This is a genomic window from Rhodococcus maanshanensis NBRC 100610, from assembly GCF_001894865.1.
GTDB classification, from domain to species: domain Bacteria; phylum Actinomycetota; class Actinomycetes; order Mycobacteriales; family Mycobacteriaceae; genus Rhodococcus_G; species Rhodococcus_G maanshanensis.
Map to the genome: position 1 here is coordinate 145,902 of NZ_BCXA01000003.1, position 26,934 is coordinate 172,835.

The window sequence follows — 26,934 nt, forward strand, 5'->3', positions numbered from 1 at the left end:
TCAGGTTCGACGTCCGAGGTGGGCGGCGAGCGCGGGGCCGATCACCGCCAGCGACGACGGTTCGATCATCTCGTTGTGCCCGCAGTCGACGGGGACCTCCTCGATGTGACCCGTGACGAGAGGCCGCCACTCCTGCGCCGACCGGTCGGCTCCCCCGTCCTGCCCGCGCTGCGCCGGGAACACCAGCAGGTCGCCGTCGAACACACGTGGCACGAAGCGGTGCACCAGCAGCCGCGAGTTCGCGTACCCGTCGTTGATCCGCTCGAGGTGCGCAGCGGTGATCCCCGTACTGCCGAGGAACTCGCCCAGCATGCGCGCCGCGGAATCGTAGGTCAGATCCCGATGCTCCTCGGGTGCACCGATGTCCAGCCCGAGACCACGCAGCAGCTCCGCGATCTCGAGCCGTCCGAGCAGGGGGTCTGAGCCGTCGTCCGGGTAACTGTCCATGACCGCCAGGGTCGAGACGGTCTCCCCCCGACTCTGCAGTTCGACGGCCATCGCGTGCGCGAGGACGCCGCCGAGGGACCAACCGAGCAGGTCGTACGGCCCCGCGGGGGCGATCGCGCGCATCTCGTCGACGTACCGCCGCGCGAGCTCCTCGATCGATCCGTACCCCGGACCATCGGTGATCGCGGGTAGTTGCAGGCCGAACACGGGCCGATCGGCAGGCAGGTATTGGACCAGGCCGGTGTATCCCCACGACAACCCGATTCCGGGGTGGACACAGAACAGCGGCCTGCCGGTTCCGCTGCCGCGCAGCGGGATCACGACCCGGAGCGCGTCCTCGGCACCGGCGGCGACCGGGGCACCGATCCGGCCTGCCATCCCGGCCGGTGTCGGATCCAGGAAGAGCATCTGCAGCGAGACGTCCCGTCCGAGCCGCTCGCGGAGTTCGGTGACCACCCGGGTCGCCGACAGCGAGTTGCCGCCGCGGTCGAAGAAGCTGTCGTCGGCGCCGATCCGTTCCACCCCCAGCACCGATGCGAACGCGCCCGCGACCACCGACTCCACCGGGCCGGCAGGCTCTCGGAACGCGGCCGACGCGAAGGTCGGCACCGGCAGCGCGTCCCGGTCGAGTTTGCCCGTCGGGGTGGACGGGATCCGGTCGAGCACCATGACCGAGGCCGGCACCATGTGGCTCGGAAGTCGCTGCGCCGCAGCGCGCCGGAGCTCGTCGGGCGCGAGGTGCTCGTCCCCGCTCGCGCGCACATACGAGCACAGCAGCGTGTCGCCCGCCGGCCCGGTGCGCGCGATCGTCACCGCGAAACCGACGCCCGGCTGCGCGGTGAGCACGGCGTCGATCTCGGCGGGTTCGATGCGGAAACCGCGGACCTTGACCTGGAAGTCGCTGCGGCCGACGTACTCGAGCGTACCGTCGGTCCGTCGACGGACCAGGTCGCCGGTGCGGTAGATCCTCTCACCGGGCCTGCCGAACGGGTCGGCGACGAAGCGCTCGGCGGTCAGCGCGGGCCGACGGTGGTAGCCGCGGGCGAGGGCCGACCCCGCGACGTACAGCTCCCCCACCACACCGGGTGCCACCGGGTGCAGGCGCGCGTCGAGCACCAGCTCGGACACGCCGCGGATCGGTCCACCGAACGTGATCGGGGCACCCGCGGCCATCGGGTCGCTGATGTTCGACATGATCGTGGTCTCGGTGGGGCCGTATGCGTTGAGCATCGTGCGGCCCGGCGCCCACCGCGCCACCAGCTCCTTGGTGCATGGTTCACCGGCGACGACGAGGACCCGGAGCGCGTCGAGCCCGCCGGAATCCACCGACTCCAGCGCGGTCGGGGTGACGAATCCGTGTGTGACGCGCCCGGTTTCGAGGGCCGCGGCCAGCTCCGCGCCCCCGCGTACGTGCGGCGGGACGATCATCATGGTCGCGCCCGCGCTCAGCGCCATCACCATCTCGAACACCGATGCGTCGAAGCTCGGGGACGCGAAGTGCAGGGTGCGGGCATCCGGGGTGACGTCGAGGCGGGTGCGCTCCTCGGCGGCGAGGTTCGCCAGGCCCCGGTGGGTGAGCACGACGCCCTTCGGAACGCCGGTCGACCCGGAGGTGTAGATCAGGTACGCGGGGTGGTCGACGCGTACGGGGCCGATCCGCTCGGCATCGACGATCGCGGCGTCCGACATCACCTCGACCACCCCCGTCGTGTCGGGATCGTCGAGCACCACCCAGTCGATGTCGTCGGGCAGACGATTCCGCGTTGCGTTGACGGTCACCCCCAGCACCGCGCCGGAATCGCCCAGCATGTGTTCGATCCGCCCGGTCGGGTTGCCCGGGTCGACCGGCAGGAACGCCGCCCCGGTCTTCGCGACCGCCCACACCGCGAGCACCGACCCGAGCGACCGCGACAGGGCGAGGGCGACGTAGCGCTCCGGACCGGCACCGCGGCCGATCAGCATCCGCGCCAGCCGGTTCGACCGCTGATCCAGCGCCCCGTACGAGACCTCGACGCCGTCGCAGGCGACCGCGATCGCATCGGGGTCGTGCCCGGCCCTGGCCAGCAGCCCGGGGAACAACAGCTCCTGGGCGTCGGGGCCGCCGTTGACCGGGGCGAGGTCCATTAGTTCGTCGTCGCGCAGGATCGCGATGTCGCCGACCGCGCCGTGCGGATCGGCGAGCGCGGTTTCGAGGACCAGGAGGAACCGTTCGGCGACACCGCGCACCGTCGCGGCGTCGAACAGGTCCGTCGCGTACTCGATGCTCCCGGCGATGCCGGCCGGGGCGCCGGAGTCGTCGAACTGCTCGGCGAGCACGAACTCGAGATCCTCCTTGACCACACCGGAGGGCGTGGCGAGGCCCTCGACCGTCAGGCCCGGCAGGTCGAGGCGGGCCCGCGTGTCGTTCTGGAACTCCAACGCCACCTGGAAGATCGGCGAATACGCCGTCGAGCGCGGCGGGTCGAGCGCCTCGACCACCCGCTCGAACGGGAGGTCGGCATGTGCGAAGGCGCCGAGGTCCACCTCCCGCACGGCGGCCAGCAGATCCGCAAACGACTGGGCGGGATCGATCCGGGTGCGCAGCGCCAGCGTGCCGACGAACATGCCGACCAGGTCGTCGAGTGCCGGTTCTCCCCGGCCCGCGACCGGCGTGCCGATCACGATGTCGTCGGTGTCGCCCAGGTGGCTCAGCAGCACCGCGAGCGCGGCGTGCACGGTCATGAACACGCTCGTCCCGTGCCGCCGGGCGAACTCCTCGAGCCTGCGGTGCAGCTGCGGTTCGATCGCGAAACCCGTTCGCGCGCCGCGGAACGACTGCTGGGGCGGACGCGGTCGATCCGTCGGCAGGCCCAGCAGATCCGGTGCCCCCGTCAGGATCGACGTCCAGTGGTCGAGCTGCCGCGCGGCCACCGACCCCGGGTCGTCGGCGTCACCGAGCAGCCGGTGCTGCCACAGGGTGTAGTCGACGTACTGGACCGCGAGCGGCGACCACTCGGGCGCGCGGCCCGCCGCCCGCGCCGCGTACGCGCGGACCAGGTCACGGGACAGCGGACCCATCGAGAGCCCGTCGACCGAGATGTGGTGCGCCACCAGGACCAGGACATGCTCCTCGGCACCGAGCTCGAACAGCACACCTCGGATCGGTACGCGCGCGGTGACATCGAACCCGGCCGACACCTCGGCATGGATCCGCCGGGCCAGCTCGACTTCGTTGACCACCGGTACCGGCCGCAGGACGGGCGCCGCCTCGGCCGCCGGGCGGATCCGCTGTACCGGGCCGTCTGGTCCGGTCGGGAAGACGGTCCGCAGCGACTCGTGCCGGTCGACCACGTCGGCCAGTGCGGTGTCGAGGGCCGGGGCGTCGAGGGCACCCGAAAGGCGCACCACCAGCGGGACGTTGTACGCGGGCGACGCCGGGTCGAACTGGTTGATGAACCACATCCGCTGCTGCGCCGCGGACAGCGGGATCTCGTCCGGCCGTTCGGTCGCCTCGAGCGCGGGACGACCGGACGGCCCCGTCTCCGCGTGTTCGATGCGCTCGGCGAGTGCGGCCGCGGTCGGCGCCGCGAAGAGCGCGCGGACCCCCAGGTCGAGGCCGAGGGTTTCCCGGAGCCGGGCGACAACCCGCGTTGCGGACAGCGAGTTGCCGCCGAGTGCGAAGAAGTCGTCGCCGGTCCCCACGCGGTCCACCCCGAGCACGGTCGCGAACACCTCGGTGACCGCCTCCTCCACCGGGTTGGTCGGCGCCAGGAATGCCGTCGGGGTGTGGCCGAACCCGGGGTCGGGCAGCGCGCGGCGGTCGAGCTTCCCGGTTGGGCCGAGCGGGATCTCGTCGAGCACGACGATCGATGCAGGCACCATGAAATCGGGGACCCGCGCGGACAAGCGGGACCGGAGGTCGTCGACGGCGATGCCGCGGCCGTCGACCGCGGCCACATAGGACACCAGCACGGTGTCGCCGCCCGGCCCGGGGCGGCCGAGGGTGGCCGCGAACCGGACGTCGGGATGCGCGGCGAGTACGGCGTCGATCTCGCCGAGTTCGATGCGGAAGCCCCGGACCTTCACCTGGAAGTCGCTGCGCCCGCGGTACTCGAGCTTCCCGTCCGCGGTCCACACCCCGACGTCGCCGGTGCGGTACATCCGCTCGCCGGGCGCGCCGAACGGGTCGGCAACGAATCGTCCGGCGGTCGTGCCTGCCCGTCGGTGGTAGCCGCGGGCCAGGCCGGGACCAGCGATGTAGATCTCCCCCTCGACACCAACGGGCACCGGCTGCAGTCGCGCGTCGAGCACCATCTCGGCGACGCCGCGGATCGGCCCGCCGAGGGGAATCGGCGTGACTCCCGGCACGCAGTCCTCGATGTTCACCACGATCGTGGTCTCCGTCGGCCCGTACCCGTTGACCATGCGCCGCTTCGGCATCCAGTCCGCGATCAGTTCCGGCGGCCACGCCTCGCCGCCGACCATCACGCACTGCAAGTCGTCGAGCCCGGTCGGGTCGATCGAGGCGAGGGCGGCAGGCGTGATGAAGGCGTGGGTGACGCGCTGCTCCTTCAGCACCGCGGCCAGATCCGCGCCGCCGTAGACGGTGCGGGGCACGATCACCATGGTCGCGCCTGCGGCGAAGCACAGCAGGTACTCGAGCAGCGAGACGTCGAAACTGGGTGACGAGAAGTGCAACGTCCGGGCGTCCGCGGTCACCGCGCACCGATCCCGTTGCTCGTCGGCGTAGTTCCCCAGGCCCCGATGGGTCAGGGTGACCGCCTTGGGCAGACCGGTCGAACCGGATGTATAGATCAGGTACGCCGGATGGTCGATCCGCAGGGGCATCGTGCGCTCGGCGTCGGTCACCGGCGCCGCCGGTCGGGAGGCACAGTCCGCGGCGAATCCGGGGTCGTCGAGCGTCAGCCAGGGCACCGCGTCGGGCAGCCGGTGCCGGTGCGCCGCGACGGTCAGCCCGACGCAGGCACCGGAGTCGGCGAGCATGTGCTCGACCCGCTCCTCGGGATAGTCCGGATCCACCGGGACGAACGCGGCCCCGGTCTTGGCCACGGCCCACATCGCGAGCACCGACTCGACGGAGCGCGGTATGCCCAGCGCCACGGAGGTTTCCGGCCCCGCTCCCCGGTCGATCAGTGCGCGCGCCAGGCGATTGGACCGGGCGTCGAGGTCCGCGTAGGTGACCTCGCGTCCGCCTGCGACCAGTGCGACCGCCTCCGGATCGTGGGCGGCCGCCTCCGCCAGGATCTCCGGGAGCGTCCGGGCGGCGCTGCGCGGGCCGCCCCGCACCGGCGCCAGCATCCGGCGTTCGTCGGCGGTCAGCAGGTCGAGTCCGGCCAGGCGCCGTTCCGGATCATCAACGATCGCGCGCAGGACGTGTAGCAGCCTGCGGGCGGCGGCGTCGACCGCCGTCCGGTCGAGGAGGTCCGGGTGGAACTTCATCGTCAGGCGCAGACGGTCGGTCGCGGACGCGACCACGCTCAGCGGGTAGTGGGCGGCGTCGCGGACCTCGACGCCCCGCAGTCGCATCCCCGCGATGTCGGCGTCCGCGGACAGGGCGCTGCGCACGGGATAGGACTCGAACACGGTGAGCGTGTCGAAGCCCGCGGCCGGTCCCCCGGCGCGCTGGACATCGGTGAGCCCGACGTGGTGGTGATCGAGCAGCGCCGCCTGCTCCGCCTGCACCCGATCCAATAACGCACCAAGGGTTCCCGCGGCATCGAGCCGGACCCGGACCGGCACGGTGTTGATGAACAGTCCGATCATCGATTCGATGCCGGGCACGTGCGGGGGTCGGCCGGACACGGTGGCGCCGAACACCACGTCGTCGCGCCCGGTGAGAAGGCCGAGGACGATCGCCCATCCGACCGAGAAGACGGTGTTGAGCGTCAGTCCGCGCTCGTGCGCCAGGGCACGCAGGCGCTCGGTCGCCGAGCCGTCCAACTCGTATCGCATGTCCCGCGACGGCGCGGACTGTGCTGTCGCGGTTGACCCGTCGCGGACCAGCAGGGTGGGCTCGTCCGTCCCGTCGAAGGCATCGGCCCAAGCACGCAGCGCAGCAGGCCTGTCCTGCGCCGCGAGCCATTCGAGATAGTCGCGGTGGGGTCGCACGCGCGGCAACGTGGAGGTGTCGCCGTCGGTCGCATAGAGGACGACGAGCTCCTCGAGCAGCAGCGGCGTCGACCACCCGTCGAGCAGGATGTGGTGGTTGGTCAGGATCAGCCGGTTCGTGCCATCGGGCATGCGCACCAGGCCGATCCGCAGCAGTGGCGGCGATGCCATGTCGAACGGGTGGGTGCGGTCCTCGGCCAGGATCTCACCGAGCTGCTCCGATGCCGCCGGTTCGGCGAACCCGCGCAGGTCGGTCTCCGTCCACGGCGCGACCACCTCGTCGGTGACGATCCGTACGGCCTCCCCGTCCGGCGCGCGCACGAACGCCGTGCGCAGATTCGCGTGCCGGTCAAGCAAACCCTGGACCGCACGGTGCATGCGCAGCGAGTCCACCTCGCCGCCCAGCGTGAGGATCAGCTGCACCAGATATGCGTCCACCGAGGCGCCTGCGAGTTCGGCATGGAAGAACATGCCGCGCTGCATCGGTGTCAGTGGCCACACGTCGGACAGCGACGGGAATCGGGCCTCGAACCGCTCGACGGCCGTCTGGTCCAGGTGCACCAGACCGAGATCCGACGGGGTCCGCCCGCCCGCACCCGGCGCGCTCGCCCGCTCGACCACCGCCCGTGCGGCAACGATCCACCCCTGCGCCAGGCGTTCGACGTCCGCGGCATCGAGCACGCGCCGCGGGAAGGACCAGGTCGCCCTGATCCGTGGCCCGTCAGGACCGGGCACCGTCACCGCGTTGACGTCGATCGCGAACGCCACCGGCAGGTCCGCCGCCACCGCATCGTGCAGTCCGGGTTCCGTGACGGGGAGCCAGCTCTCGTCCCCGCGCGGTTCGGCGCCGCCGCCCAGCCGGCCGAGGTAGTTGAAGCTGATCTCCGGCTCGGGCAACCCGCGCAGCCCGGAGTCGATCTCGTCGCCGAGGTACCGGAGCAGGCCGTACCCGATCCCGTGGTCGGGTACGGCGCGCAGCTGCTCCTTGACCGACTTCACCGCCGCACCCGCTGCGGCTCCCCCGTCGCGGGCCTGGTCGATGTCGATGCCGGACAGATCCAGCCGCACCGGGTAGATCGAGGTGAACCAGCCCACCGTGCGGGACAGGTCGGCGCCCGGCACCACCTGGGGCTCACGGCCGTGCCCCTCGAGCGCCACCACGACGTCGTCGGTGTCGCGGCCGCGGTCGCGCCGCCAGGCCGCGAGCGCGAGGGCCAGCGCGGCGAGGAGTCCGTCCTCGACGACGCCGTGGAACACCCGCGGTGCCGTGGTCGTCAGGCCAAGAGTCACGTCGGCAGGCAACTCCACCTCGACGCGCTCGAGGGTGCCTGCGACGTCGACCGTCGGGTCCAGTTCTCCCACAGCGCGTCCAACCGATGCCCGGGAGACCGTCGACCGCCACAGGTCCAGCTCGTCGGCCCGGTCCCGCGCCGCCCGGACGAGCCCGTCCGCCCATGTCCGCAGCGAGGTGCCGATCGCCGGTAGATCCGGCTGCGCGCCGTTTGCGGCCTGCGCGGCGGCGAACGCGAGGTCGGGAATCAGGATCCGCCACGAGACCCCGTCGATGACGAGGTGGTGGGCGACGACGAGCAACCGCGCCGTGTCTCCCCCGACGAGGTGCACGAACTGGATCATGCTGCCGGACTCCGGATCCAGCAGGTCGGCGGCCGCCTCCAGTGCATCCTGGGTCGCGGGGCCCGCTCCGGCGACGCTGTCGATCGGGACCTGCCGCACGATCGTGTCGGCGGCCACCGCCCCCGGCGGTCGCACCTCGAGCCGCCACCCGGACTCGGAGCGGGCGTCCGGGCGGAGCCGGGACCGCAGCATGTCGTGCCGGTCCAGGACCGCGTCTACCGCACGGGTGAGGGTGTCGCGGTCGATTTCGGCGGGCACGGCGAGCAGGACCGACTGCGAGTAGCGGCGGAAGTCGCCACCACCGAGTGCTTTCGAACGCTCGACAAGCCAGCGCATGATCGGGGTGAGTGGGACGTCGCCGACGCCTCCGCCCGGCAGTTCCGGCAGCACGACGACGTCGTCGGTGCCGGTGAGGTCGGCGACCTCGGCGAGACCGGCGATGGTGCGCCGCTCGAACACGTCGCGCGGCGTGAACGTCACCCCCGCGGCCTTCGCCCGCGACACCAGCTGGATGGACATGATCGAGTCGCCGCCGAGCCCGAAGAACGAGTCGTCGACACCGACCGTCTCGACACCGAGTAGCTCCGCGAACAGCCGCCCCAGCAGGCGTTCGGTCCCGGTGCGGGGTGCTCGACCGCCCGCGGTCTCTGGTCGCGGTTCGGGGAGTGCGGCGCGATCGAGCTTGCCGTGCGCGGTGATCGGGAACTCCGGGAGGACCGTCGTCACGGCCGGCACCAGGTATCCGGGCAGCCGACGGGCGACGGCCTCGGTGACCGAGGCCGGATCGAGCGCGGCACCGGATTCGGGGACCACGTAGGCCACCAGGCGCGTGGCGCCGTCGGCAGGCCCTGGTCGCGCGAGCACCACCGCGGATGCGACGCCAGGAACCGCGGTGAGCGCCGACTCGACCTCCCCCGGCTCCACCCGGAATCCGCGGATCTGGACCTGGGAGTCGCTGCGCCCCAGGAACTCGAGCTCGCCGTCCGAGGTCCAGCGGGCCCGATCGCCGGTCCGGTACATCCGCCCCTGGGGACCGAGGGGGTCGGCGACGAAGCGTCCCGCGGTCAGCCCGGGCCGTTCCCGGTATCCCCGCGCGACCTGCGCGCCCGACACATACAGCTCGCCCGCCACCCCGAGCGGCGCGGGGCGCAGCCGCTCGTCGAGCACCCACACCCGCACACCCGGTAGCCCGCGACCGATCGCCGATCCGGTGGAACGCGGCCCGGTGACCGCCGCGACGTCGATCATCCGCCAGGTCACGTGCACGCAGGTCTCGGTGATACCGAACATGTTCACCAGAGCGGGCGCGGTGACGCCGTGCCGTTCGACCCAATCCGCCAGGCGGGCAATGTCAAGCGCCTCGCCGCCGAACACCACCCAGCGGAGCGCGAGGGCGCCGTCGTCGGCCGCGGCGTCGGCCTGCGCGAACTGATAGAAGGCAGAGGGAGTCTGGCTCAGCATCGTCACCGACTCGGCCACCAGCAGGCGCCGCAGCTCGTCCGGGGAACGGGCGGTGTCGTGCCCGACGACGACCAACCGGCCGCCGAACCCCAAGGCGCCCCAGAGCTCCCACACCGCGAAGTCGAACGCGAACGAGTGGAACATCGTCCACACATCGGTCGCACCGAAGCCGAGCACCGCGCGGGCTCCGGTCAGCAGGGTCACCGCGTTCTCATGGGTCACCGCGACACCCTTGGGTCGCCCGGTCGAACCCGACGTGTAGATCACGTACGCAACGGAATCCGGGTGTAGCGGGCCCGTGCGATCGGCGTCGGTGACCGGCGTGGCGCTCAGGGAGTCGAGCTGTGCGCGCATGTCCGGGTCGTCGAGACGCACCACGGGTGCACCGGCTACCGGGTCCACCGGCACGCTCGCGTCGACCAGCACGCAGGCCGGTGCCGCGTCGCCGAGCAGGAACTCGATGCGCGCCGCCGGATACGACGGGTCGACCGGTAGGTAGGCCGCACCCGACCGCGAGACCCCGACGAGCGCGGCGACCAGGTCCGCGGAACGCCCCATCATCACGGCGACCAGCGACTCCGGGCCGATGCCGCGGTTGATCAGCCAGCGCGCCAGCTGGTTCGAGCGCGCGTCGAGCTCGCGGTAGGTCGTCTGCGTGTCCGCCGCGACCACGGCGACCGTGTCCGGATCGGCGGCGACGGCCGCGGCGAACAGGTCCGCCAGTGTCTCAAACGCCGGCACCGCCGGCACCGCCGGCAGCGTCCCATCCGCCGCTGCCGCCGACATCGGGCCGGAGGAGCGCTCTGCGGCCTCCTCGCGCGCGAGGGGCCCGGCGACGTCGATGTCCCCGACCGGGACGGCCGGATCGGCCGCGACGGTCGCGAGCACGCGGCCGAACATGTCCGCGAGCGCCGTCGCGGTGGATTCGTCGAACACGTCGGATGCGAACAGCAGCTCGCCCGTCAGTCCCGCCGCGGCCCCGGCATCATCGAACCGCTCGCCGATCCCGAACTGGAGGTCGAACTTCGCCTCGCCCATCTCGACGTCGAGAACCTCGGCCGTCAGTCCCGGCAGCCGGACGTGGGGTTGCTCGACGTTGCGGAACTCGAGCATCACTTGGAACAGCGGTGCGTGCGAGGTGGATCGCGCCGAAGCCGACCGCTCTACGAGCTGCTCGAACGGCACGTCGGCGTGTGCGAAGGCGTCCAGGTCCGCATCCCGCGTCCCGGCGAGCACCGCGGCGAAGGAGTCCGCCGGTTCGACCGCGGTGCGCAGCACCAGGGTGTTGACGAACATGCCGACCACATCGTCCAGCTCGGCCTCGCCGCGCCCGGCGACCGGGGTCCCGACCACGACGTCACGGCCGGCTCCCACGCGGGACAGCAGCACCGCAAGCGCGGCGTGCACCACCATGAACACCGTCGAATCGTGCTTGCGGGCGAGTGCGACGAGCCCGCGGTGGACGCCGGGATCGACCGAGAGCGCCACCCGCCCGCCGTTCGTCGAGCGCCTGACCTCGCGCGGGCGGTCGAGCGGCAACCCGGTCACCGGCGGTGCCCCCGCGAGACGGTCATCCCACCAGGCGAGTTCGCGGGCGACGAGCGAGTCCTGGTCGTCCCTGGAGCCCAGCATCGAGTGCTGCCACACGGCGAAGTCCGCGAACTGGACGGGCAGCGGCCCCCAGTTCGGTGCACCGCCGCCGGCCCGCGCCGCATACGCCGTCGCGACGTCCCTGGACAGGGGTCCGATCGAGAATCCGTCGGCCACGATGTGATGGACCACCAGCACCAGGAGGTGGTCGTCCGCCGCGGTCCGCAGCAGCCGCAGCCGTACCGGAACTTCCTGCGCCACATCGAATCCCTCGTGCACGATCTCGGCGACGCGGGCGGGTACCCGGTCCGCGGCAACCGGTTCCGGCGTCAGGTCGCCGACCACACCGGGCGCGGGCACCGTCACCTGGGACGGCCCGGCGGGCGAGGACGGGAAGACCGTCCGCAGCGATTCCTGACGCTCCACCACGTCGACCAGCGCGCGCCCCAGGGCCTGTGCGTCGAGGCTGCCCGAGAGCCGCAACACCATCGGCACGTTGTACGCGGCCGACGCCGGGTCGAACTGGTTGACGAACCACATGCGTTCCTGGGCCGGCGACAGCGGGACGCGGTCGGGGCGGGTGACCGTGCGCAGCTCGTCCCCTGCCGGTGCGGTGGCGCGCACGCACCGGGGCGCGAGCGCCGCCGCGGTCCGGCAATCGAACAGGTCACGCACCCCGATCCTGCTGCCGCGCGCGCGGTTGATGCGGGCCACGGCCCGCGTGGCACTGAGGGAGTTGCCACCCAGCGTGAAGAAGTCGTCGTCGACTCCCACCCGGTCGACGCCGGTCACCTCGGCGAACACGGCGACCAGACCGGCCTCGGTGGAGTTGCCAGGTTCCCGGAATCGCGGTGTCAGCGAGTCGAAGTCCGGGTCGGGCAGCGCGGCGCGGTCCAGCTTTCCCACCGGGGTCAGCGGTATCGCGTCGAGCACCATCACCGTCGTCGGCACCATGTGCACCGGCAGGAGCAGGCCCGCGTGGTCCGTCAGGGCGGCGACGTCGACGCCGTCCGCGGAGTTCGGCACGACATACGTCACCAGCATCGGGTCGCCTGCTTCCCGTGGCCGCGCGACCGTGACGGCGAACCCGACCGCCGGGTGTGCGGCGAAGACCGCGTCGATCTCCCCGAGCTCGGTGCGCAGTCCTCGCACCTTGACCTGGAAGTCGCTGCGGCCCAGGTAGTCGAGCGTTCCGTCCGGCCACCACCGGACGACGTCACCGGTCCGGTACATCCGGTCGCCGGGCGCGCCGCGCGGGGCGGGCACGAATCGCGCCGCGGTCAACGCGGCCCGGCGATGGTATCCGCGGGCAAGCCCCGCTCCCGCGATGTACAGCTCGCCCGGCACACCGGCGGGGACCGGGCGCAGGAAGTCGTCGAGGACGAACACGTCGGTTCCGTGCACCGGGCTTCCGATCGCCACCTTCGCCCCGGGCTCGAGGGGTGCACTGATCGTCGTCAAGACGGTCGACTCGGTCGGACCGTATCCGTTGAGCATCGTTCGGCCAGGCGCCCAGTCGGCCACCAGTTCCGGACCGACGGCGTCGCCCGCGACGACCAGCACGTCGAGGGCATCGAGACGATCGGAATCGACGGTGGACAGTGCGGCAGGTGTGATGCAGACGTGGGTTATCCGCTCCCGGCGCAGGAGTCGGCCCAACTCGTCACCGCCGTATACGCCGGGCGGCGCCACCACCAGCGCCGCGCCTGCACTGGCGGCCTGCAACAACTCGAGCACCGAGACGTCGAAACTCGGTGAGCACACGTGCAGGCAGCGCGCCGTCGCCGGAATCACGTAGCGGTCCCGCTGCGCGGTGAGCAGGCTCGACAGCCCGCGGTGGGTGACGCTCACGCCCTTCGGCAGTCCCGTCGATCCCGACGTGTAGAGCAGGTACGCCGCGTCGTCGACGCGCAGGACGCCCGGCCGCTCGGCCTCGTCGACGGCTTCCGCCGGAAGAGCGGCGAGGTCCGCCGCGCATCCCGGATCGTCGAGTACGAGCCAATGCACGGAGTCCGGCAGATTGCCGCGGTCGGAGGCGAGCGTCAGTCCCACTGCGGCGTCCGAGTCGGTGAGCATGTGCTGGACGCGGGCGCGCGGGTAGGTCGGATCCACCGGTACGAATGCCGCACCGGTCTTCGCCACCGCCCACACTGCCGTCACCGACCGCGCCGACCGCGGCAGGGCGATCACCACCGCCGCGCCCGGCCGTGCCCCCGCACCGATCAGATACCGCGCCAACCGATTCGACTCCGCGTCGAGGTCCCGGTACGACAGCCGCGCGTCTTCCGCGTCCACCGCGACACCGTCGGGCGCGAGCGCGGCCCCGGCGACGAGGATCTCCGGCAGCAGGCGTGGCGGGCTCGCCGGGCCGCCCCGGATCGGCGCGGCGGTCTCGTGCTCGGACAGCAGGTCGACCCGGGCCACGGGGCGCGCCGTCTCGTGCGTCACGGTCGCGAGCGCGCGCCGCAGCAGATCTGCGATCGAGTCCACCTCGGTCGGGTCGAGCCGGTCCTGCCGGTACTTCAGGAGCAGCCGCAGGCGATCGTCCACGCTCGCCAGCACGGTCAGCGGGTAGTGGGTGGCGTCGAAACCCTCGACGCCCGCCACCCGCAGGCCGGCGACATCGGTGTCGCGCGCGAGCGCCGAGCTGTCGACTGGGTACGACTCGAAGACCGTCAGGGTGTCGAACGTCGCCGCCGGACCCGCCTCTCGTTGAATCTCGGCGAGCCCGATGTGGTGGTGGTCGAGCATCTCCGCCTGCTCCGCCTGCACACGACCGAGCAGCTCGCCGATGCTTTCGCGGGGATCGAGCGAGATCCGTACCGGCACGGTGTTGATGAACAGTCCGATCATCGCCTCGATCCCGGGCACCTGCGGGGGACGCCCCGACACCGTCGCACCGAACACCACATCGGTGCGGCCGGTCAGTGCACCGAGCACCAGCGCCCAGGCCACCTGCACGGTGGTATTGACCGTGACCCCGTGCTCCCTGGCCGCCGCCGCCAGCGCCGCGGTCTCCTCGGCGGGCAGGGTCAGCGTCGCCTCCCCTGGTTCTGCCTGCGTCACGACGTTGTCGTCCCCTGATACGAGCAGCGTCGGCCCGTCGGCGCCGGCGAGGGCCCGGCGCCACTCCGCGAGACCGGATGCGTGGTCCTGCGCGGTCAGCCACGTCAGGTAGTCGCGGTAGTCGCCCGCAGGCGCCGACGTCGGCTCCCGGTCGGCGGTGTACAGGGTGAGCAACTCCTCGAGCAGCAGCGGCGTCGACCAGCCGTCCAGCAGGATGTGGTGGTGGGTGAGCAGCAGCCGGTGCTCCTCCGCTCCCGTCCGGACCAGCGTGAAGCGCAGCAGCGGTGCGCGGTCCATCACGAACGGCGTCGACCGATCCTCGGCGAGCAGCTCCCGCCAGCGTTCCCGACCCGCCGACGCTTCGAGGCCGGACAGGTCGATCTCACTCCACGGCAACGAAACACGACCCTCGACAACCTGGTTCACCTCGCCCGCGTCGTCCTCGACGAAAGACACCCGCAGGTTCGGGTGGCGATCGAGCAGGGTCCGCGCGGCCCGGCGCATCCGCTCCGACGACGGCCTGCCCTGCAGCTCGACGACGAGCTGGACCGTGTACGCGTCCACCGATCGCTCCGCGAGACGGGCGTGGAACAGCAGTCCCGACTGCAGCGGGGTCAGCGGCCACACGTCGGTCAACCCGGGTCGGCGGGCCTCGAGGGCGTCGATCGCCGCCTGGTCGAGCGGGACGAGATCGAGGTCAGACGGGGTGAGCCCGCCCGCGCCGGGAGTGTGGGCGTAGGCGGCGAGTGCGCCAAGCGCCCGGTGCCACAGATCCGCGAGCCGGTGCACGTCGGCGGCATCGAGAACTCCGGTCGGGAACGTCCAGGACGACTGCAGGACAGCTCCTCCCGGCCGCGGCACGAACCCGGCCGCGATGTCGACGACTGCCGTCACGGGCATCTGCGGATCGTTGGCGCCGCCGAGCCCGTAGCGCGGGGTGGGCAGCCACGCCTGCGAATGGTCGCCGGCCCCGTCGGTGCCTGCTATGCGGCCCAGGTAGTTGAAGACGATCTGTGGCTCGCGCCACCCGCGGACCCGCGCCCCCGGCTCCCCGCCAAGCCCACGGAGCAGCCCGTAGCCGATCCCCCGATCCGGGATCGCCCGCATCTCCTCCTTCACGAGCTTGACAGCAGCACCCGCCGCCGTTCCCCCGGCGAACGCCTCGCCGATGTCGATCGAGGACAGATCCGGGCGCACCGGCGAGAGCGTGGTGAACCAGCCGACAGTGCGGGTCAGGTCGGCGCCGGGCACCGCCGCCTCCTCCCGTCCGTGCCCCTCGACGCCGACCAGGACGTCGGACCGTGCGACGCCCCGCTCGGCGCGCCAGCGGACCACCGCCATCGCGAGGGCGGTCAGCAGCCCGTCCAGCACGTCGGCACGGAGCGACGCAGGCAGCGCGGCGAGCACCGCCTCGGTGACCTCGGGGGACGCTTCGCTGGTCAGCACCTCGCTCGTGGCCGCGACATCGCGCGCGGGATCCAGCGGTCGCGACCCGAGCGCCGGGTCGTCGCCGGCCAGGATCCGCTCCCACATCGGCAGCTCGGCGACCCGCTGCGGGGCAACATCTTCCAGCGCGAGCGCCCACCGGCGCATCGAAGTGCCCACCGGCGCCAACTCGGGCACCAGCCCCTCCGACGCCTGCGCCCACGCCGACGCCAGGTCCGGCACCAGCACGCGCCACGACACCCCGTCGACGACGGCATGGTGGACGACCAGCAGCAGCCGTCCGGTGCCGGACGGTCCGTCGAACCAGACGACCTGCACCATCGTGCCTGCGGCCGGATCCAGGCGGTCCGCCGCGGCATCCGCCGCGGCGGCGGCGCGGACGTCGAACGCCGCGTCGTCCACCGAATCCACCTCGATCCGCGTCAGCACGTCCCGGGCCGTGACGCTGCCGACGGCGGAAACCGTCATCCTCCAGCCAGCGGGGCGAGCGGAGCGACGGGGTGTGTCACTGTCGGTATCACCGTCGCGTCCGATCCGGGCCCGGAGCACGTCGTGGGTGTCGAGGACGGTCTGCACAGCCACCTCGAGCGTGGACCGGTCGACTCCGTCGGGCAGCACCAGCAACACCGACTGCGAGAACCTGTCGACCCGGCCGGCACTGCGGCGGAGCATCCACTCGAGGATCGGGGTGAGCGGCACCTCCCCGACCCCGCCGCCGGGCAACTCCTCGAGTGCCGCCTGCCGGGTTGCGGCGCGCGAGTCCGCCACCGCGGCGAGCCCGGCGACGGTCGGGTGATCGAACACGTCACGCGGCGTGAGGGACAACCCCGCCGCCTTCGCCCGCGCCACCAACTGGATCGACATGATGCTGTCGCCGCCAAGGGCGAAGAACGAGTCCTCCGTCCCGACCGTGTGCAGGCCGAGAACCTCCGCGAACAGCAGGCCCAGGTTCTCCTCGGCCGCGCCGGACGGCGCCCGGCCCACCGACACCTCCGCCCCGAGATCGGGCGTCGGCAGTGCCGCCCGGTCGAGCTTGCCGTGCACGGTCATCGGCATCTCGGGCATCACCACGATGTGTGCGGGAACCATGTAGCCGGGCAGCCGTGCCGCGAGGGCCTCGTGCAGACTCGCCGTGTCCACCACCGCGCCCGCGGCAGCGACCACGTACGCGATCAGCAGGTCTCCCGCGCGCCCGACCGCGCGCACGTCGGCCACCGCCCGACCGACGGATCCGGCTGCCATCAAGCACGATTCGACCTCACCGAGCTCGATGCGATTTCCGCGCACCTTGACCTGTCGATCGCCGCGACCCAGGTAGATCAGCCGACCGTCGGCGGTCCATCGCACGAGATCCCCCGTGCGGTACATCCGCTGGCCGGGCGGCCCGCCGGGTTCGGCGACGAACCGGCCGGACGTCAGCCCCGGGCGCCGGTGGTAGCCGCGGGCCAACGCCGGACCCGCGAGGTACAGCTCGCCGAGCACCCCGACCGGCACCGGCTGCAGCCTGCGATCGAGCACTCGCACCCGGAATCCCGGTGCCGGGTCGCCGATCGTGAGGGGGGCTCCCGGGGTCATCGGATCGCTGATGCTCGCCGCAATGGTCGCCTCCGTCGGGCCGTAGCCGTTGTGCATCCGCCGTCCAGGCGCCCAGCGGGCGACCAGGTCCGGCGGGACGGCCTCGCCGCCCGCCACCACACACACCAGGTCGTCGAGTCCGGCCGGGTCCATCGCGGAGAGCGCCGTCGGGGTGATGAAGCAGTGGGTCACGCGTTCGGCCGCGAGCAGCTCCCTCAGCTCGGCACCGCCGTACACGGTGGGCGGCGCGATCACCAGAGTCCCTCCCGCACCGAACGCGAGGATGAAGTCGAGGATCGAGGCATCGAAGCTGGGCGAGGTGAAGTGCAGTGCCCGGGAGTCGGGTGTGGTCCGGCAGCGCTTGTGCACGTGGTCGGCGAACGACGCGAGACCGCGGTGAGTGATCGTGACGCCCTTCGGGATTCCCGTCGAGCCGGAGGTGTAGATCAGGTAGGCCGCCTGGTCGAGCCGCATCGGGGCGGTCCGGTCGGTGTCACGGATCGGCGAGACGGCGGTGCGGTCGCCGGTGAGGCGGTCGGCGTCGATCGTCCACCAGCGCGGCACGTCGGGCAGGACGTCCCGGGACTGCGCGACCGTCAGCCCGAGGACCGCACCCGAATCGTCGAGCATGAAGGCGATCCGGTCCGCCGGGTGCGCCGGGTCGATCGGGACGAAGGCGGCCCCGGTCTTCGCGACGGCCCACAGACCGATGAGGTACTCGACGCTGCGCGGCATACCGAGCGCCACCACCGACCCGGGTCCGACACCCACGTCGATCAGGCTGCGGGCGAGCCTGGTCGACGCGCGATCGAGGTCGCGGTAGGAGATCTCGTGGCCGTCGAACCGGATCGCGGGCGCGGGCGGGTCGATTGCCGCGCCTGCGGCGAGCACGGCGGGCAGCGTGCGCGGCGGTGCGCCCGGTTCACCCCGCACGGCCGTGAGCGCGGCGCGCTCCGCAGCATCGAGGATGTCGATGTCCGCCACCGGCATGTCCGGGGACCGGGTCACCGCCTCCAGGATCCGCACGAACCTGTCGGCGAAGGTTCGCGCCGTGGCCTCGTCGAACATGTCGGTGGCGTACACCAGACCGGCGGCGATTCCGGCAGCGCCGCCCGTGGCGTCGAACTCCTCGGCCACGGTGAGCTGCAGGTCGAAGATGGCGGCCACGTCGCCGGAATCGATCGCCTCCACCCGCAGGTCCGGCAGCGCGAGATCCGGCCGCGCGATGCTCCGGAACTCGAGCATCACCTGGAACAACGGCGTATGGGCGTGTGAGCGGGGCGGATCCAGCGCCTCCACAACCCGTTCGAACGGGATGTCCGCGTGCGTGAACGCGCCGAGGTCGGTCTCCCGGACCCGGCTCAGCAGCTCATCGAACGAGCACGCCCCGCCGAGATCGCACCGCAGCACGAGGGTGCCGACGAACATCCCGACCATGTCGTCGAGAGCCGCGGCCCCGCGGCCCGCGATCGGGGTGCCGATCGCGATGTCGTCGGTGCAGGCGAGACGGGACAGCAGGGTGGCCAGTGCCGCGTGCACGACCATGAACACGCTGGCATCGCGGCTGTGGGCGAGGGTGATCAGCCTCCGGTGCAGGTCTTCGTCGACCGTGAACGTGACGCGCCCACCGGACTGCGAGCGGACCTCGGGCCTTGGCCTGTTGCTCGGCAGATCCAGTACCTCGTCCAGGCCCGCAAGCGTGGTGGTCCAGTAGTCGAGCTGACGGGCGAGCGGGGACGACGCGTCGTCCTCACTGCCCAGCCATTCGCGCTGCCACAGTGTGTAGTCCGCGTACTGCGCGGTCAACGGCGGCCACTGCGGCGTGCCGTCATACAGCCGTGCGACATACGCGGTGGCCACGTCCCGCGCCAGCGGGTTCAGCGAGAAGCCGTCCGCGAGGATGTGGTGCAGCACCACGGTGAGCACGTGGTCGGTCTCGTCGGCCAAGAACAGGATCGCCCGCAGCGGAATCTGATCCGCGACGTCGAAGCCCCCCGCCGCCGCGGCCCACATCCGCGCGTGCAGATCGTCCGCATCACGTACCCGGATGACCTCGAGTCCGGGCTCGGCCAACTCGGCGGGCAGGATCTCCTGGCACGGTCCGTCGTCGGTGAGCGGGTAGACCGTGCGTAGGGATTCGTGTCGGGCGATGACGTCTCCGAGCGCGGCCCGCAGCGCCGGGACGTCGAGGTCGCCCGACAACCGCAGTGAGAACGAGATGTTGTAGGCCGGGGACTGCGTGTCGTACTGGTTGACGAACCACATCCGCTGCTGCGCAGGGGACAGTGGGATCCGCGCAGGCCGGGCCTGTGGGATCAGCGGCGATCGGTGCACCCCGCTGCCCTCCCCGCCGACCCGCCGGGCGAGCTCGGCGACGGTGGGTCCGTCGAAGACGTCCCGGATGCCGAGCGCGGCGCCGGTCGCGTCGTTGATCCGGGCCACCAGCTGCGCCGACACCAGCGAATTGCCCCCGAGGACGAAGAATCCGTCGGTGACACCCACCCGGTCGACACCGAGCAGGTCGGTGATCACGCCGGCCACGATCTCCTCCACCGGGTTTCGCGGCGCGACGTAGGAGCGCTCGGCGGCACCGGGGACCGGCAGGCTCGCGCGGTCGAGTTTGCCGTGCGCAGTGACCGGAAGGCGGTCCAGGATCAGCACCGTCGACGGCACCATGTAGCCAGGAAGGAACTGCGCGACGGACGCTCTCACCTCGTCCGGATCGAGGACCGCACCGCCATAGGGCACCGCGTACCCCACCAGCCGGATCCCGACGGGTCCCTCGTCCGCGACCACCACCGCGGACGCCACCCCCGACGCGGCCGCGATCGCGGCCTCCACCTCCCCCAGCTCCACCCGGTAGCCGCGCACCTGCACCTGGTGGTCCCTGCGGCCGGCGTACTCGAGCGTGCCGTCCACCCGCCACCGACCCAGATCGCCGGTGCGGTACATCCGGGTGCCCTCCCCGGACGGGTCGGCGACGAATCGCGCCGCGGTCTCCCCGGCGAGACGTGGATAGCCCCGCGCCAGCTGGGCGCCGGACACGTACAGCTCGCCGACCACACCTGGCGGAACGACGTGGAGCCGCTCGTCGAGCACGCGCACCCGCAGCCCCGGCAACGCGCTACCGATCGACGCTCGACGACGGGCCCCGGGCGCCCCGGACAACGGGCCGTGGGTCACGTGCACGCACGTCTCGGTGATTCCGTACATGTTCACCAACTGCGGTGCCGAGTCCCCTCGGCGAGAGAACCATTCGGTGAGCAGCCCCGGATCCAGCGCCTCCCCACCGAAGATCACGTACCGCAGGTGCAGCATTGCGGCGTCCCCGGCGTCGGCCCGTGTCCGCTCGGCGTGGGCCAGCTGGTGGAAGGCACTCGGGGTCTGGCACAGGACCGTGACCGCCTCGTCCTGCAACAACTGCAGCAGTTCGTGTGGCGAGCGGGCCGTGGTCTGGTCGACCAGCACCACGGTGCCGCCGTGGATCAGCGCACCCCACAACTCCCACACGGCGAAATCGAAGGCATGCGAATGGAACATCGTCCACACGTCGTCGACGCCGAATCGGAACAACTCTGCCGTGTTGGCGAACAGCGTGGTCACGCTGCGGTGCGAGACCGCCACTCCCTTGGGCCGACCGGTCGACCCGGACGTGTAGATCACGTAGGCGAGCGAGTCCGGGTGCAACGGCGCGGCCCGGTCGGCATCGGTCACCGGTGCCGGTGACAGCTCGCTGATCGCGGTCGTCACCCCGGGATCGTCGAGGTCGACAACCGGAATGCCGGTGCGACGCAGGTCCGAACCGTTCGCGCCGCCGTCGACCAGGACACACGCCGGTGCGGCGTCGGCGAGTACGTAGGCGATGCGATCCTCCGGATAGTCCACGTCCACGGGGACGTATGCGGCGCCTGCGGTGAGGACCGCGAGGAGGGCGACCGGTAGGTCGTCCGAACGTGTCATCGCGACCGCGACCAGTGACGCAGGCCCCACTCCCTGGCCGATCAGCAAGCGGGCCAACCGGTTCGCACGCGCCGCCAGCTCCGAGTACCGGATGCGGGCGGTGCCTGCGACGACCGCGCACGCGCCGGGGCTGCGTGCCGCCGCGCTCGCGAACAGCTCCGGCAGTGTGGTCGGCGGCACCGCACGACCGGGCCGCTCGCGCGCGACGAGGGATCTCTCCTGCTCGTCGGTGATGTCGATATCGCCAACCACCGCGGTCGGATCGGCGGCCGCAGCGGCCAGGATCCGCACCAACCGTGCGCCGATCCCGGCGACCGTGGCGCGGTCGAACAGGTCGGTCGCGAACCGAAGGGCCGCAGACAGTCCGGCGGCGCGACCGGAGTCGTCGAATCGTTCCCGCACGCCCAGCTCGAGGTCGAACTTGGCGACACCCGGATCCACCTCGACCGCCTCGGCGGACAGACCCGGCATCGCCACTGTGGTTGGTTCGCCGTGCTGGAACTCGAGCAGCACCTGCACCAACGGTGCGTGCGCGGGTGATCGGTCCGTGGCGAACTCGTCGACCAGCCGCTCGAACGGCAGATCGGCGTGGGCGATCGCTCCCAGGTCGGTCTCGCGCACCTGTGCGAGCAAATCGGCGAAGGTGATCTCGGGCCGGATGGTGCTGCGCAGGACGAGCGTGTTGACGAACATGCCGACCAGCTCGTCCAGTTCGGGTTCGCCGCGACCGGCGACCGGCGTCCCCACGACGACGTCGGGCCCCGCGCCGAGCCGGGCGAGCAGTACCGCGAGCGCGGCGTGCAGGACCATGAACAGCGTGCAGTCGTACCCGCGCGCGATCCGGAGGAGGTCACGGTGGATCCCGGCGTCGACGTCGAACTCGATCCGGTCGCCGGACGCGGTCGGGCGCGTCGACCGGGGACGGTCGTGCGGCAGCGAGATCGCCACAGGAAGGTCGGCCAGCCGGTCACCCCAGTACGCCAGCTGCCGGGCGGCCAGCGAAGCCGGATCGTCCTCCGCGCCGAGCAGTTCGCGCTGCCACAGCCCGTAGTCGGCGTATTGGACCGGCAGCGGGTCCCACTCGGGCGCGCTCCCGGCAACCCGCGCCGCATACGCCACCGCCACGTCACGGGCCAGCACCTCGGCGGACTGCCCGTCCGCCGAGATGTGGTGCAGCACGACGGCCAGGACGTGTCGGTGCGGCCCCGTCCGGAACAGCACGACTCTCAGCGGAACCCGTTCGCGGACATCGAATCCGTCGGCGGCCGTGGCCGCGACCGACTCCCACACCTGCTCCTGGTCCACCACGACGGGTGTCAGGACCACTGCCGCGTCCTGTGCAGGCACGATCACCTGGTGCGGTCCATGCGCGTCGGAGGGGAACACGGTCCGCAGCGCCTCGTGCCGCGCGATCACGTCACCCAACGCCGCCTGCAACGCCGCACGGTCGAGCTCGCCCGTCAACGTCACGGCGAACGGGATGTTGTAGGCAGGCGACGCGGTGTCGAACTGGTTCACCAGCCACATTCGCAATTGCGCCGGGGACAGTGGCAGCCGGTCCGGGCGGTCCCCGGCAACCAGCGCGGGCCGGTCCTCCGCCCGCCGACCGAGGTCAGCGCCCTCGACGATCCGGTCGACGTGGCGCGCCAGTTCCGCGACGGTCGGTTCCGCGAACAGCTCGCGCACGCTCAGCTGCACGGGCAGGGCCGCATTGACCCGTCCGATCACCCGCGTGGCGACCAGGGAGTCGCCGCCGAGGTCGAAGAAGTTGTCGTCGGCGCCGACCCGCGCCTGACCGAGCAGGTCCGCGAACACCGCCGCGACCGCCTCCTCCGTCGCAGTGTGCGGCGCCCGGTAGTCGGCCGTGATCCCGCCCTGATGCGGTTCCGGCAGTGCCTTGCGGTCCAGCTTGCCCGCCGGGGTCAGCGGCACGCGGTCGAGGACGACGATCGCCGCGGGCACCATGTGCGCGGGCAGCGACGCGGCGGCGTGAGCGAGGAGCTCGGCCTCGTCGATCTCGGTGCCTGCCTCGGGCAGCACGTAGCCGACCAGCACGACGTCGCCGGAGGGGCGGGTGTGCCCTGTGGTCGCCGCGAACGCGACACCCGGATGCGCCAGGAGCACGCTGTCGATCTCGCCGAGCTCGATCCGGAAGCCGCGGATCTTGATCTGGAAGTCGCTGCGGCCGAGGTACTCGAGTTCGAGCGTTCCCGTGTTCGGCGGCGTCCCGTCGGGCGTACGAGCGATCCACCGCACCAGGTCGCCGGTCCGGTACATCCGTCCGCCGTAGGCGCTGTACGGGTCTGCCACGAAGCGTTCCGCCGTCTGCCCAGGCCGGTGTCGGTAGCCGCGGGCCAGCCCGTCGCCCGTCACGTACAGCTCCCCGACCGCACCGACCGGCACCGGCTGCAGTCGCCGGTCCAGGACCATCTCGCCGCACCCGCGGGACGGTCCGCCGACCGTGACGGGGGTACCCGGCCGTAGCTCGGCGCTGATGCCGGCGACCACAGTGGCCTCGGTGGGCCCGTACGCGTTGAACATCCGGCGACCCGCTCCAGCCCACTGCCGGACCAGCGCGGGCGGGCACACGTCACCGCCGGTGACCACGCACTCGAGATGATCGAGCCCGGCGGGGTCGACGGACGCCAGCGCCGCGGGGGTGACGAACGCGTGTGTGACCCGCTCACGGCGTAGGACGTCCGCCAGTTCCACGCCGCCGTACACGTCCGGCGGGGCCACGACCATCGTCGCGCCGGACCCAACCGCCATCAGCAGCTCGAGCACGGACGCGTCGAAGCTGGGCGAGGAGAAGGACAGGGTGCGGGAGTCCGCGGTGATCGCAAACCGTTCGCGTTCCTCCGCAGTGAGGTTCGCCAGCCCGCGATGGGTCACCACCACTCCCTTGGGCAGGCCCGTCGAGCCGGAGGTGTAGATCAGGTAGGCGACGTCGTCGAGGTGAGCCGGACGGGTCGCCGCGGGGAGGGAGGTCGTGGGGCCGGACGCCTCGATCGGATCGTCGATGACCAACCACGTGGAGGTCGCGGGCACCTGGCTGCGGTGCGCCCGGACGGTCAGACCGAGCGCGGCGCCGGAGTCGGAGAGCATGTACTCGATCCGGTCTGCCGGGTAGTTCGGGTCGACGGGAAGGAATGCGGCCCCGATACGAGCCACCGCCCAGACCGCGGTCACCGCTTCGATTGATCGCGTGATCGCCAGGGCCACAACGGAATCCGGACCGATGCCGTGATCGAGTAGGCGCCTCGACAGCCTGTCGGCGAGTTCGTCGAGTTCGCGGTAGGAAAGCCTGCGCCCGTCGGCGACGATCGCCTCGTGGTCCGGATCTGCGGCCACCGCGTCGGCGAGGATACGGGCGAGTGTCCGCGGGGCGACATCGGCCGGACCCGCCACCGGGGTCAGGCCCGCGGTCTCAGCAGCGGTCAGGATGGGGACGTCCCCCACCGGCCGGTCGGGATCCGCTGCGACCCCGGCGAGCAGCCGCTCGAATCGATCGATCAGGGCGGTCACGGTCTGCTCGTCGAGCGCGGTGTTGTCGTAGGTCAGTCGCGCGTCGATACCGGCGGGCGTGCCCTGCGCGGTGAAATGCTCGGTGAGGTCGACCGTGAGCTCGGTGGTCTCCGGGGCGATCGCGGCGGACCCGGCGGTGTGGACGTCGATTGTCACCCGCGGACGGGGCGCGCCGAGCGTCTGGATGACCCGCTCGAACGGGATCTCCTGGTGCGCGAAGGCGCGGTGCTCACGTCTGCCCGTCTCGCGCGCCAGGTCGGTGAACGCGGCGGAGGTGTCGATCGGGGTGCGCAGGGCCACGGTGTTGCAGGTGGGGGCTGTGGCGGGCCGCTCCGGTACCGGAGCGGCTACGACGATGTCGTCGGTGTCGGTGAGCCGGCTCAGGACCGCGGCCAGTGCGGTGTGCAGCATCGTGAACGGCTCGATGCCGAGGCCGTGGGCAAGCGCCGCGGCCGCGGTGTGCAGGTCGCGGTCGAGCACGCGCGTGACCGAGCCTCGTCCGGTCCCGACGGGTCGTGCCGGGCCTGCGCGCGGCAACGCGGCCGAATCCGGCTGTCCGGCGAGTTCCTGCGTCCAGAACGCCAGCTCGTCGTTCTCGCGCAGCATGTGCGCCCCGATCCGGGCCGACTCGGCATGTATGTCCGCCAGCATGGCGGTCGGCTCTGCGGCGAGCAGTGCCTCGACGAGTTCGACGAAGCGCCGGTGATGGGTGCGCAGCTCCGCCTCGCCGTATCTGTTGGGGTTGCCGCGGAAGTCGACGAGGGTCCGGGCGGGCGAGCCGCCCTGGTAGATGTTGATCAGCAGGTCCTGCACGGGTCCTGAGGTCACGATGTGGTATTCGCCGACGATCGGCCCGAGGGTGATCTCCTGACGGAAGAGCATCACGTTGACCATCGGGCCGGACAGCCCCTCACGCGCGCCGGTCAACCCGGCATCGCGTCGGATGTCCTCGACGCTGCACCGCTGGTGCCGCAGGGCTCCCATCAGTTCCAGCTGCACCCGCCTGACGAGGTCGGCGACGGTGTCGTCGGGGTCGACCGTGATCCGGAGCGGCGCGACGTTGACGAGCATGCCACCGGAATGCTGCAGCGACGCGGTGGTGCGCGCGGACACCGGCATGGTCACCAGGACGTCGCGGCAGCCCGTCATCCTCGACAGGTAGCAGGCGAACCCCGCGATCAGGAGCGCCGCAGGGGTGGCGCCGATCCGGGCGTCCGAGGATTTCAGCCGGTCGGCCGCGGCCTCGGTCAGCTGTGCGCTCTCCAGCCGGCTACGGGCCGATGCCTGGCCGTCCCGGCGCGCGAGCGTGGAACCCGCCTCGATCCCCCGCACGTGCTCTGCCCAGTACTCGCGGTCGGCCTCGAACCGGCTCGACGAGCGGTACTTCTGATCCAGCTCGTAGAGCGTGTGCAGATCGAGGGCCCGGCTCGGTTCCGGTTCGACTCCTTTGGACGCGGCGGTGTAGAGGGCGGCGATTCGGTTCAGCATCGTCATCCCGCTGTAGCCGTCGAGCGCGACGTGGTGGATTCGCGTGTACCAGAGGAAGTCACTGTCGGCGAACTGGAGGATGGTCATCTCCACCAGTCGGTCCCGCGTCAAGTGGATCGGGGTGACGTAGTCGTGGTCGATCCACGCGTGCGCCGCACCGAGCGGGTCCTGCTCCTGCCGGAAGTCGATCAACTCGATCGAGGTGTCGATCGACTGGTCGACCACCTGGTTCGGCTCCCCGCCGGTGTCCACCAGACGCAGGAACGGCGACTCGAACTCACGCGCCGTGGTCACGGCCGCCGATCGCAACAGGTCGAGGTCGACGGCGCCGTGCAGCTCCACGTACTGCGCAATGAAGATCGGCGCCGCCGGGTTGAGTTGCTGACCGAACCACACACCCCGCTGGACCGCCGACAGCGGGAACGCATCCGACGAAGTACCGCGAGCGGCGGTTCGCAGCCGCTCGACGCCTTGACCTAGATCATCCGATGATCGATCTTTCATCATCAACCTCATACAGAGGGCTGCATCGCTTCGCCGTCGGCGTATCGCCCACTTTTCTGTTCAGAGTATCCCTCGGCTCGGGGGAGCCGAGCCGTCCCGGCTGCACCCCATTGCGTCACGGTGATGGAA

The 26,934-nt window shown here is 71.7% G+C and carries 1 protein-coding gene; it reads right to left on the reverse strand.

Annotation, left to right across the window (positions count from 1 at the left end; translation table 11 throughout):
- Positions 1–26,805, reverse strand: coding sequence for a non-ribosomal peptide synthetase (locus tag RM1_RS02250; RefSeq protein ID WP_083576487.1), 26,805 nt, complete (start codon positions 26,803–26,805; stop codon positions 1–3).
- Positions 26,806–26,934 lie beyond the last annotated feature (129 nt).

What these genes read in the sequence shown, in the direction of transcription:
- RM1_RS02250 (WP_083576487.1), bottom strand. Translation starts at nt 26,805, where the DNA reads ATGAAAGATCGATCATCGGATGATCTAGGTCAAGGCGTCGAGCGGCTG.